The organism is Methyloglobulus morosus KoM1 (genome assembly GCF_000496735.2).
GTDB classification, from domain to species: Bacteria; Pseudomonadota; Gammaproteobacteria; order Methylococcales; family Methylomonadaceae; genus Methyloglobulus; species Methyloglobulus morosus.
On sequence record NZ_AYLO01000004.1, the window covers coordinates 23,478 to 34,463 of the forward strand.

The 10,986-nt window shown below is 48.0% G+C and carries 10 protein-coding genes; all 10 read left to right on the top strand.

Annotated elements, in window-relative coordinates; translation table 11 throughout:
- Window position 1: 1 nt before the first annotated feature.
- The gene (locus MGMO_RS00235) at window positions 2-1,747 is read left to right on the top strand and encodes an LPS biosynthesis protein (RefSeq protein WP_023492991.1); all 1,746 of its coding nucleotides are present in this window, start codon (window positions 2-4) and stop codon (window positions 1,745-1,747) included.
- A gap of 32 nt (window positions 1,748-1,779) precedes the next feature.
- Window positions 1,780-2,541, top strand: a complete 762-nt coding sequence (locus MGMO_RS00240; protein ID WP_023492992.1) for a CpsD/CapB family tyrosine-protein kinase — start codon at window positions 1,780-1,782, stop codon at window positions 2,539-2,541.
- A 532-nt stretch (window positions 2,542-3,073) separates the two neighbouring features.
- Window positions 3,074-3,784, top strand: coding sequence for a hypothetical protein (locus MGMO_RS00250; RefSeq protein ID WP_023492993.1), 711 nt, complete (start codon window positions 3,074-3,076; stop codon window positions 3,782-3,784).
- A gap of 518 nt (window positions 3,785-4,302) precedes the next feature.
- A complete protein-coding gene (locus tag MGMO_RS00255) occupies window positions 4,303-4,815 on the top strand; it encodes a septal ring lytic transglycosylase RlpA family protein (protein ID WP_036306297.1) in 513 nt (170 codons plus the stop codon).
- A 101-nt stretch (window positions 4,816-4,916) separates the two neighbouring features.
- On the top strand, window positions 4,917-6,248 hold the full coding sequence (locus MGMO_RS00260; RefSeq protein WP_023492995.1) for a UDP-glucose dehydrogenase family protein: 1,332 nt from the start codon (window positions 4,917-4,919) through the stop codon (window positions 6,246-6,248).
- Window positions 6,249-6,304: 56 nt separating this feature from the next.
- Window positions 6,305-7,312: an NAD-dependent epimerase gene (locus MGMO_RS00265; protein ID WP_023492996.1), complete on the top strand. Its 1,008-nt coding sequence runs from the start codon at window positions 6,305-6,307 to the stop codon at window positions 7,310-7,312.
- 126 nt (window positions 7,313-7,438) lie between these two features.
- Window positions 7,439-7,747: a GIY-YIG nuclease family protein gene (locus tag MGMO_RS00270; protein ID WP_023492997.1), complete on the top strand. Its 309-nt coding sequence runs from the start codon at window positions 7,439-7,441 to the stop codon at window positions 7,745-7,747.
- Between the two features lie 139 nt (window positions 7,748-7,886).
- Window positions 7,887-8,120 (top strand): exodeoxyribonuclease VII small subunit, encoded by a 234-nt coding sequence (locus tag MGMO_RS00275; protein ID WP_036306313.1) that lies wholly within the window; start codon window positions 7,887-7,889, stop codon window positions 8,118-8,120.
- On the top strand, window positions 8,113-9,009 hold the full coding sequence (locus tag MGMO_RS00280; RefSeq protein ID WP_023492999.1) for a polyprenyl synthetase family protein: 897 nt from the start codon (window positions 8,113-8,115) through the stop codon (window positions 9,007-9,009). The genes MGMO_RS00275 and MGMO_RS00280 overlap by 8 nt, the downstream gene beginning before the upstream one ends.
- An 83-nt stretch (window positions 9,010-9,092) precedes the next feature.
- Window positions 9,093-10,986 (top strand): 1-deoxy-D-xylulose-5-phosphate synthase (gene dxs, locus MGMO_RS00285; RefSeq protein WP_082458214.1); only part of this gene is annotated, 1,894 nt, incomplete at its 3' end.

Genomic DNA, 10,986 nt, shown 5'->3' on the forward strand with positions numbered 1-10,986 from the left:
CGTGGAAAATCAAACTCTAGAGATCAATGATTATTTAAAAATAATCAAACGGCGCAGAAAAATTTTAATTCTTCCGTTTGTTGTGATCTCAACACTGAGTATTGTGCTTGCTGTTTTATTGCCCTCGAAATATCGATCTGTAGCAACCATTCTCATTGAAGAACAGGAAATACCTTCTGATTTGGTTCATTCCACTGTCACAACATTTGCGGACCAGCGTATTCAAGTCATCAGCCAACGTATCATGTCTCGCTCGAATCTCGTGGACATCATTCAGAAATTTGATCTTTACTCAAATGAACGCAAGAATAAACCGGAAGAGCGCATTTTAGACAAAATGCGTAAAAGCATTGTCATCGAACCCATCAGCGCCGATGTGATCGATCCACGCAATGGCTCGCCGACAAAAGCAACCATCGCATTCACATTGACCTTTGATGATAGGAGTCCGTTATTGGCACAAAAAGTGGCAAATGAATTGACCTCCCTATTCCTCAAAGAAAACATCAAGTCCCGTACCGAATCTGCGGAAAACGCCACGCTTTTTTTGAGCGAGGAATCGCGACGCCTTAAGGAAAAAATCCAGCAATTACAAAATACATTAGCTACGTTTAAAGAAAAAAATCTAGACCAATTACCCCAGATCAGCCAGCTCAACCAGCAGGAACTCACCACGCTCAGTGGACAACTGATTAGCCTTGACAGTCAAGAGCGTTCGTTGCGTGAACGCCAGTTTTATCTTGAGGGTGAGTTGGCGCAGATTGACCCCAATGCCATGGCCACCAATGCCACAGGCAATCGTGTCTTTGACATGAAAGACCGGCTTAAGGTGCTGGAATCGGAATACCCTTCCTTGGTGGCCAGTTATTCCGCTAACCATCCCGATGTGATCAAGGCCAAACGTGAAATTGACTCGCTGAGAAAGCAGTCGGGCAACAATACCGGTCTTAACGATATGAATGCCGAACTGACCAACAAAAAGGCCGAGTTGGCTTCCCTGTTAAAGCTATATTCCGAAAAACACCCCGATGTATTGAAATTGCAAAAGCAAATTGCCACATTGCATCAAGCCATGATGGCTACCAAGGAAACCAACATATCCAGTTCTTCGGTATTGCCTGATAACCCTGCCTATATTACCCTGAAAGCCCAATTAGAAGGAGTAGGGTCTGAACTCAAGTCGCTGGACTATACCCGCGATCAGGTCAACAAAAAAATGGCCGACCTGCGTAAAAGCTTGCATCAGGCGCCCGTGGTCGAAAAAGAATATACCGACCTTATCCAGGAGCTCGACAACGCCAACATTCGCTATCGCGAAGTGAGTGCCCGGGAAATGGAGGCGCAAATTTCACAGCAGCTTGAAATCCAACGCAAGGGCGAACGCTTTACACTTATAGACCCACCGCAAGAGCCGCTAGAACCCATCAGCCCAAATCGTCCGGCAATTCTCTTCCTGGGCTTAGTTTTTGCGCTTGCTTGCGGATTTGGCTTTGTTTACTTGGCTGAAATGTTAGGTTCGACCATCAATAACGAAAAAACCATCGCTGCTATCTTAGGCGTAGCGCCGTTGTCTAGTATTCCTTATCTTGAAAATAAGAAGGAAAGCGACGCCACTACCAGGCGGCATATTGCTCTGCTGGTAAGCGTACTGGTTGTGTTTGCCTTGTCTGTTATCGGCTTCCATTTCCTCGTCATGCCCCTTGATGTGTTTTGGTACAAACTGTTGCGTATTCTTGGCAATTTCTAAATGACAACCTTGGAAGAAATGAGGAAAGTAACATGGAAACCCCCCCCCAACTTATTAATAAACCAGAGAAACTGTTCATAGATAATGAAAATTATAAATACACACAAACCCGCGTACAAGCTACCCAAAGCATACATCTGCATGAAAATCGGGTCATAACCGGGTTTAAGCCAGGGAAATGGCTTGAATCTTATAAAATGTTACGTACCCGTTGCTTGCAGGTTATGGATGCCATGAGTTGGAATACGTTGGCTATCACTAGCCCTACAAATAGTACGGGCAATAGCCTTACGGCTGTGAATCTTGCCATCAGCATGGCTATGGAATTAAATCGTAGTGTTTTACTGGTTGATGCCAATTTTACAAATCCCAGTGTTTGCAATCTGTTTGGCATCAAAGCGGAAGCTGGCCTTGGTGATTATTTGTCACATGACACCCCGCTCAATGAATTATTGATCAATCCCAGTATGGATAGGCTTGTCGTCCTGCCTGCAGGAAAAGAAATGCTTAATTCCACTGAAATGCTGCGTTCCCCCAAAATGATACGTTTAGTGAACGAACTGAAAAACCGCTACCCCTCACGAATCATCATTTTTGACTTGCCGCCTTTGCTGTCACAGGCCGACACCCTTGGCTTTTCGCCTTATGTGGATTGTGTCTTGATAGTCGTTGAAGAAGGACATACTAAAACCGAAGAGCTCAAACAGGCGGCTGTGTTGCTTAAGGAAGTCAATGTATTGGGTACTATATTTAACAAGGCTACCGACAACAAAATCAAATATACCGCAGCCTGACTATTTTTATGGATTTGAAAGCGGGCCGAAAATAATCGGCCCGATTATCGTTAATACCGTCCTGGATCATCCTATCCATTCCTTATGGCCTTTTTGAAAGGCCGGAATCCTGTTTCTACTACGTCCAAACCTAACTAATCACCTGACTGATTAGCCAAATTCAGGTGTATTACATTTCTCACAAACTTAACATTCCTGTCACTCAAAAGACATAGCTCCAGAGGTATGATGCGCCCGCTAAGAGTGGTTTGTTGTGCTTTTGAAATACGGTAAGGATATCCCAAGCTTAGCGGATGTTGTTTGGACCTTAGCCATAAAATCTTCCTTTCCTATAGAAATTTCGGCCACTTAAGTGGGGTCATGGCTGCTGGCAAGGGATGCGAAAACACTGTATTTGATACGAAAGCAATAGTTCGGCCAAATGTGTGGTTCTGCCAGCAATGAATTTAATCCGTTTTCGTTAAACCCTTTCGCAAAGATTGCATTCGGAGACGACTTTTGAAATCCAATGATAAAAAATTTGGAGATAACAATGAAAGTTAGGCCTTTAAAGTTTTCAAAAATGGTACTTGCCTTGGCTGGGCTGTCCATTTTTCCATTAACAAGCCAAGCAAGCCTGGTGATTAAGCTAGACGACGGAACAAACCCTCCGATTGTGATTAGTGATAACGCAATCGGTGACACAACAGCCCTCGCAGGTGTCAATACGATCAATAAATCGCTAGGTAATTGGTTGGTCAATGTTGTGTCTAGTGCAAATATAGGTAGTACATTAACCTCTCCGCTTTTAAGCCTTACATCGTTCAATGTTTCTTTTACGGGGGCAACAGCCCCCACTTCGCCACTGAAGATATTTTTGACTGACACAGGCTATGGGCCGACTCCCGGCTTATTTAACCTTCATGTGGGTGGAACACAAAGTGGTGGTGCAAGTGTCACGGCTAAGTATTTTTATGATACGGGAAACAACCCCTTTGCACTGTCTAATCAATTAGGAACCACGCAAACCTTTACGACAGGGGCTTACTCCAATCAGCAAACCGCTGGCCCTGGCGGGATAATCCCAAACTTTTATTCGTTGACGTTAGAGGCGGATATTACCAATGTACCCGGAGGATTCTTCAACTCACAGTTCACCAGTACTTTGTCTGCCGCCCCCGTTCCGCTACCTGCGGCAGCATGGCTTTTTGGCAGTGCAGTCATGGGTCTCTTAGGAATGAGAAAACGCAAAAAAGCGATCTGAATTTGTCTTTGATTCAAGAGCTTTTCTTGTCTTATTTCAATCAAGGCTGGGCGGGATTTCCCGCCCAGCTTTTTTAGTATGTGTATCAACCTGGGTCATATTGAATGGTTTCGGATCTAATTGCGATATGGCCGGTATCGGCAGGGAAATCGCAGCAATGGAGAATAGCCCTTTTTGAGCTGGTCATCCGTGCTTAAAACGGCCCGCATTTGGGTGGGGCCTTATGGGTAGCCAAAAATATCTAAAATGCACGAAGCTTACGGTTCCTATTCTCGGCACAGCAGTAATATATTAGGGCGAGGGACTGCGATTGCGCCGGTTCTTCACCGGTGATGAATCAAGGTCAACTAATCAATCAGTGGGTTTAACGCAAACACTAGGGAAAGCATTGCCAACATTAAGCTGTGGAAAATCACTTTAGTTTGATAAATAATCCCGTGTGTGTATGATACGGGCTAAAAATTAAGCTATGTTAGTAAGGTGATTGCGACGTTTGCGTGGTTTGTACGGTAAGCAAGATGGATCAGCAACTATTTTTGTTCAGTAGGTACGTAAAAGCCGGTTGTTTCTGGGCAGCAATGCTGTCGATTAGCTTGATAACGGGTTGCGCTTCAGATCCGCCACAATTGACCACGCCGGATTATAAAACATACCCCTATGGTTACCGTCATCAGCGAGCTTATAATCGACCCTATCAAGTCAAAGGCGTAATGTACTATCCCTTGCTTTCCGCCGATGGCTATAGTGAAGTTGGCATAGCATCCTGGTACGGCTCGGAATCGGGGTCGAAGACATCGATGGGAGCGCATTTTAGCCCGGAGGGTGTTTCTGCTGCCCACAAAACTTTGCCGTTACCCAGCAAAGTGCGGGTAACTAATTTACATAATGGTCGTTCGATCATGTTGGTGGTGAATGACCGGGGGCCTTTTAAACACAACAGGATTATCGACCTGTCTCACGGTGCTGCGAAAAGGATTGGCGTGAAAAGCCTGGCGAAAGTAAAAATTGATTATTTGGGCGAAGCTGATTGATCGGCAATCGCAATGCAAATTTTGACCTAGACTGTTTCTTTTAAGAAGCCATTCGTCAATTGCGAAAACATTAAAAGCCTTTTAAATAGAACAATTACAAAATGAAAATTACTATCTTTGGAACAGGTTATGTCGGGCTGGTGACAGGTACGTGTCTTGCTGAAGTCGGCAATGATGTGCTTTGTATGGATATTGACCAGCAAAAAATAGATAAGCTGAATCAGGGCATTATTCCTATTTACGAGCCTGGTTTAGAAGAGATGGTCAAAGAAAACCACCAGTTTGGGCGTTTACGTTTTACCACGGATGCAAAAATGGCGGTTGACCATGGCTTGTTTCAAGTCGTCGCTGTGGGTACCCCGCCCGACGAAGATGGTTCGGCCGATTTGCAATATGTGCTGTCTGTGGCAAAAACGATAGCGGAACACATGACCGAATACCGTGTCGTTGTCGATAAATCGACTGTACCGGTGGGTACGGCGGATAAAGTCAAAAGCCTCATGCAAAAAACTTTAGCTGATAGGGGGGCGGATATTGAGTTTGACGTGGTTTCCAATCCTGAGTTTTTAAAAGAAGGGGCTGCCATTTCTGATTTTATGAAACCGGATCGTATCATTATTGGGACCGACAATCCTCGGACGACTGAGCTTTTAAAAGCGCTGTACACGCCATTTAACCGCAGTCACGAGCGCATTATCGCGATGGATGTCCGGTCCGCTGAGCTTACCAAATATGCCGCCAACGCTATGCTGGCAACAAAAATCAGTTTCATGAATGAACTTGCCAATCTGGCCGAACATTTAGGTGCGGATATTGAACAAGTCCGTAATGGCATAGGATCGGATGGCCGTATTGGCTACCACTTTATCTACCCAGGTTGCGGTTATGGCGGCTCTTGCTTTCCCAAAGATGTCAAGGCATTGGAAAGGACGGCTAAAGACCTGGGATATCAGGCGGAACTTTTAAGTGCGGTAGAGAGGGTCAATGACAGACAGAAACATGTCTTATTTCGCAAGATTCATCAACATTTTAACGGACAGCTTAAAGGAAAAATCTTTGCCTTATGGGGGTTGTCGTTCAAACCAAAAACCGATGACATGCGCGAAGCACCCAGTCGAGTGCTATTGGAAGCGTTAATTGATGCGGGTGCGACCGTCCAGGCGTTTGATCCAGAAGCCTTGGCAGAAGCAAAAAGAATCTACGGCAGCAAAGCGGGTTTGGTGTTATGCAAGAGCCAGTCAGAAGCATTGGAAAACGCGGATGCGCTTTGTGTTGTGACCGAATGGAAAAACTTCTGGAGCCCCGATTTTGCCCAATTGAAGCTTAAACTTAAAGAAGCGGTCGTGTTTGATGGCCGTAACCTTTATGAACCGAAACAATTAAAGGCGGCTGGCCTGACTTATTATTGCATCGGTCGGCCAGTCAGTCATTAGGCGTCCGGTTGATAAACGAGTCGGCGTTATAAAATTGCTGCAATAGAGAAAAAAGTTTGAAAATATTACTGACAGGTTGCGCCGGATTCATTGGATCCATGCAAGCAATCCGCCTATTGGAGCGCGGTGACGATATTATAGGCATCGATAACCTGAATGATTATTACGATGTCAACCTGAAGCTCGCCAGGTTGGCCCTGTTACAGGATCACCCCAAGTTCAGGTTCATCAAGCTGGATATTGCCGATAGGGAAGCCGTAGCGGACCTGTTCACCAAAGAGAAGCCGCAGCGGGTCATCCATCTAGCCGCCCAAGCGGGGGTTAGGTATTCCATCACCCATCCACATGCCTATATCGATTCCAATATTGTCGGTTTTATGAATATTTTGGAAGGCTGTAGGCACAACGCGGTTGAGCACTTGGTTTACGCCTCTTCCAGTTCGGTGTACGGAGCCAATACCCGTATGCCTTTTTCAGTACACGATAATGTTGACCACCCCGTCTCACTTTACGCCGCCAGCAAGAAAGCGAATGAATTGATGGCGCACACCTATAGCCATTTGTATGGCTTGCCGACTACAGGATTGCGTTTTTTTACCGTGTATGGGCCTTGGGGCAGGCCCGATATGTCGCCGATTTTGTTCGCCCGGAATATTATGCAAGATAAACCGATTGACGTGTTCAATTACGGCAACCACAGGCGTGATTTCACCTATATCGATGATATCGTAGCCGGTGTAACCAAAGTGCTGGATAAGCCGGCACAAGCCAATTCCAATTGGTCCAGTGAGAATCCCGATCCAGGCACAAGTGCTGCCCCTTATCGCGTATATAATATCGGCAATAACAATCCAGTGCACTTGCTCGACTTTATCGGAGCGTTAGAAGAAGCTATCGGTAAGAAAGCCATTCTAAATTTATTGCCCCTGCAGCCTGGCGATGTCCCTGATACTTTCGCCGACGTATCGGATTTAATCTCAGATTTTGATTACAAACCGAACACAACCCTAAAAGCTGGAATTAACGAATTTGTGGCGTGGTATAAGCAGATTTACAAGGATTGAGAAAAGCCTGGCAAAAGTAAAGCTGGTTGTGCAGATACGATGAATCAGCTTGTTTAGGGGTATGGCGATTCGGTATTCAATATTCATGTCGGCTGGCCGCCACGTTCCTGGTGGCTATGGGATGTTATGGGCCAAGAACTGACGCTCATTTCTGCGGACTGGGTCGTTTACATGATCCTGTGTAGCGATAATTCCCTATACACAGGCATCACGACGGATCTACCTAGGCGATTTAGGCAGCATTGCAATGCAAAGGGCGCTAAATATTTCCGTGGGCGGCAACCCATTAAAGTGGTTTATGCCGAAGACGGCCATAATCGTAGCGCCGCCAGCAAAAGGGAGTTTGCCATAAAAAAACTCAAGCCATCTGAAAAAATATTGCTGATAGCTTCAGAAACCAACAAAATCGTTAAAGATCAGAAAGATAAGTTATAGGTATCCAGACAGTATTCCCACAGTCTAAAGCCGCACAAAATTCCAGGATAAAACCTTTTTTCTTTGTCGCTTCTAAGTGAATTTCATATATAATGTTGTGGAAATTAAACAATATGTCGCTTTATTGCATTTCAACAACATGGCTAAAAAGAAAACCTCGCCTTCTTTTGAAGAAGATCTTGCCGAACTAGAACAATTGGTCGTTCGGCTTGAGCGTGGTGAGGTTTCGTTGGAAGAATCCTTGCAGGCATTTGAACGTGGCGTAACACTGACCCGAGCCTGTCAAAAGGCCTTGCAAGAGGCAGAGCAAAAAGTGCAGATATTGATCGACAAAAACGGCAGCCAAGTCTTGGAGTCTTTTGCTGATGAGTAAGGCCTTAAAAGAGTACCAGTCATATTGTCAGCAGCGGGTAGAGCAAGCCTTGGAAATACGGCTTCCCAGCGAAAAGATACTGCCGCAAAAATTACATGAAGCTATGCGTTATTGCGTCTTAGGCGGCGGCAAACGGATGCGCCCCATGCTGACCTATTGTGCGGCGAAGACGTTGGGCATCAGCCCCGATGCTGTTGATGGCATCGCCTGTGCCGTTGAGTTCATTCATGTGTATTCTTTGATCCACGACGACCTGCCGGCAATGGATGACGATGGACTTAGGCGCGGCAAGCCGACTTGCCATGTTGCTTATGACGAAGCGACGGCGATTTTGGCGGGTGATGCATTGCAGGCATTGGCTTTTGAAACTTTGGCGCACGATGCCAGTATCTTGGCCACAGCGGAAAATCGGTTGCAGATGATCACTATCTTAGCTAAGGCCAGTGGCTCTCAGGGCATGGTGGGCGGGCAAGCTATTGATCTTGAATCCGTAGGCAGGCAATTAAACTTGCCTGAACTCGAGATCATGCATATCCATAAAACAGGTGCGTTGATCAGGGCCAGCGTAACCATGGCAACATTGGCAAAAGCCGATATTGATCCGGTTATGGCGATAAAACTTGATAATTATGCAAAATGTATCGGCCTGTCTTTCCAAGTTAAAGATGATATCTTGGACGAAGAAAGTGATACCGCGACACTAGGTAAAACCCAAGGCAAGGATAAGGAAAACGATAAGCCGACTTATCCGGCCTTGCTCGGAATGGCGGGAGCTAAACAAAAAGCGCAAGAATTGCATGAGAAGGCTATCGACAGCTTAAGCGTGTTTGGTGCCGAAGCGGATCTGCTGCGCGACCTGTCGCTTTATATTATCCAACGTGACCATTGATGTGCTGATGTAAGTGTTGGCGTTGGTTTGAACTATTAACTTTGTGAGAAACCATTATGAAACAGTCGCCTAAACGTAGAGAAATGGATACGATTTTGACCGGAGAAGTGATTGCCGAAGTGCAGCCTTCGACACTTAAAGTGGTTTCATCGCAAGCAATTAATACCATTGGGAAGATTTCAGGTCATTATCCGCTATTAAAGCGTATTTCTTCGCCTTCCGATGTTAAGAAGCTAAAAAAATCCCAGTTAAAGTCCCTGTCGAAGGAGTTGCGAGACTACCTGACGCAGACCGTGAGCATCTCGGGCGGTCATTTCTCGGCGGGCTTGGGGACGGTCGAGCTGACCGTCGCCCTGCATTACGTCTTCAACACCCCCGAAGACCAACTGGTCTGGGACGTCGGCCACCAGGCCTACCCGCACAAGATCCTCACGGGGCGCAAGGAACGGATGACCACCATCCGCACCCAGGGCGGCGTGTGCGCCTTCCCCAACCGTTTTGAAAGCGAATACGACGCCTTCGGGGTCGGCCACTCCAGCACCTCCATCAGCGCCGCGCTGGGCATGGCCATCGCCTCCCAACTCAAGGGCGAGCACAAGCACATGGTCGCCATCATCGGCGACGGCAGCATCACCGGCGGCATGGCCTTCGAGGCCATGAACCACGCCGGGGCGATCGACGCTAATTTGTTGGTCATCCTCAACGACAACGACATGTCCATCTCGCCCAACGTCGGCGCCATGAACAACTACCTCACCAAGATCCTGTCCAGCAAGCTGTACTCCTCCGTCCGCGAAGAAAGCAAAAAAGTCCTCAGCAAAATGCCCAGCGTCTGGGAACTGGCCCGCCGCACCGAAGAACACATGAAAGGCATGATCGTCCCCGGCACCCTGTTCGAAGAGCTCGGCTTCAACTACATCGGCCCCATCGACGGCCATGACGTCGACATGCTCGTCGAAACCCTCGAAAGCCTCAAGCACATCCAAGGCCCCCGGTTCCTGCACATCGTCACCAAAAAAGGCAAGGGCTACGCCCCGGCCGAAAAAGACCCCTTGGCCTACCACGGCGTACCCGCCTTCGACCCCAGCCAAGACCGCCTGCCCAAAGGCAAGCCCTCGCTGCACCCCACCTACACCGAAGTCTTCGGCGACTGGCTGTGCGACATGGCCAAACAAGACGAACGCCTGCTCGGCATCACCCCCGCCATGCGCGAAGGCTCAGGGCTGGTCAAGTTTTCCGAACAATACCCCAAACGGTATTTTGATGTCGCCATCGCCGAACAACACGCCGTCACATTGGCCGCAGGCCAAGCCTGCCAAGGTGCAAAACCCGTCGTCGCCATCTATTCCACCTTCCTGCAGCGCGGCTACGACCAGCTTATCCACGATGTCGCCATCCAAAACCTTGATGTCCTGTTCGCCTTGGACCGGGCAGGGCTGGTCGGCCCTGACGGCCCCACCCATGCCGGCAGCTTCGACCACAGCTACCTGGGCTGCATCCCCAACATGCTAATAATGGCGCCCGCCGACGAAGACGAATGCCGCAAGATGTTGACCACCGGCTTCAACCACCCCGGCCCCGCAGCGGTGCGTTACCCGCGAGGCAAGGGCCCTGGCAAAGCGGTGCAAAAAGACCTCACGGCATTGCCCATCGGCAAGGGCGAAATCAGACGACAAGGCGAACGCATCGCCATCCTCGCCTGGGGCAGCATGGTCGCCCCGGCAGAACAAGCGGGGCAAGAGCTTAACGCCACCGTCGCCAACATGCGCTTTGTCAAGCCGCTGGACGAAGAACTCATCCTGCAACTGGCGAAAGACCACGACACCCTAATAACCATCGAAGAGAACGCCGTCCAGGGCGGCGCTGGCAGCGCGGTCAACACCCTCCTGCACAAGCACAAGATACTCAAGCACACCCTCAACCTCGGCCTGCCCGACCAATTCGTCGAACAGGGCACGCGCGAGGAACTGCTAACCC

Excerpts from the sequence above, each read along its gene's own strand:
- MGMO_RS00255 (WP_036306297.1), top strand. The coding sequence starts at position 4,303 with ATGGATCAGCAACTATTTTTGTTCAGTAGGTACGTAAAAGCCGGTTGT.
- MGMO_RS00275 (WP_036306313.1), top strand. The coding sequence starts at position 7,887 with ATGGCTAAAAAGAAAACCTCGCCTTCTTTTGAAGAAGATCTTGCCGAA.
- MGMO_RS00260 (WP_023492995.1), top strand. The coding sequence starts at position 4,917 with ATGAAAATTACTATCTTTGGAACAGGTTATGTCGGGCTGGTGACAGGT.
- MGMO_RS00250 (WP_023492993.1), top strand. The coding sequence starts at position 3,074 with ATGAAAGTTAGGCCTTTAAAGTTTTCAAAAATGGTACTTGCCTTGGCT.
- MGMO_RS00280 (WP_023492999.1), top strand. The coding sequence starts at position 8,113 with ATGAGTAAGGCCTTAAAAGAGTACCAGTCATATTGTCAGCAGCGGGTA.
- MGMO_RS00270 (WP_023492997.1), top strand. The coding sequence starts at position 7,439 with ATGGGCCAAGAACTGACGCTCATTTCTGCGGACTGGGTCGTTTACATG.
- MGMO_RS00240 (WP_023492992.1), top strand. The coding sequence starts at position 1,780 with ATGGAAACCCCCCCCCAACTTATTAATAAACCAGAGAAACTGTTCATA.